Origin of the sequence: Staphylococcus hominis subsp. hominis (assembly GCF_002901845.1) — a bacterium.
GTDB classification, from domain to species: domain Bacteria; phylum Bacillota; class Bacilli; order Staphylococcales; family Staphylococcaceae; genus Staphylococcus; species Staphylococcus hominis.
Map to the genome: position 1 here is coordinate 1 of NZ_PPQE01000009.1, position 467 is coordinate 467.

1 pseudogene is annotated in these 467 nt (G+C 31.5%); it reads right to left on the reverse strand.

The features are described 5' to 3' along the window. Positions 1-238: 238 nt before the first annotated feature. A pseudogene (locus CD034_RS01050) lies at positions 239-467 on the reverse strand (replication initiator protein A); the annotation flags it as partial.

Consider the following 467-nt stretch of genomic DNA (forward strand, 5'->3'; position numbering starts at 1 on the left):
ACTGCAGTTAAAAGAACATTAATCATTGCCAAAGTAACTTTAATCTTTTTCTTATTACTCATAAGTCTTCCTCCTTTCTTTAATAGCAGCATGCTATGTTGTGACATTGTGTGGATGTTATTTTGTTATCCCCTCCCTTACTTTTGTTTGATCTAGGTGGTTGCCTTAGCAACCACTTGTAAATAAAAAAAGAGAACACCTATATAAAGATGTTCTCTCATTCGCTTACTAAGTTACATTATTGATTAAATAAAGAAGTTATTGGTAAATTATCGCGTCGCTTATTAAGTGTATGCATTTCTGCAAATTCCGATTTAAGAGATTTCATAAGATACCCTTGCATGGCTTCAACGGTTTCATTTTTTTGAATAAGCATAGCTTTAAACCGTTTAAGAACATGAAGTATTTCGATCTCCATATCTTCTAATAAGTAATATGTATCAATAGAATTATTAAAGGACGTCTTG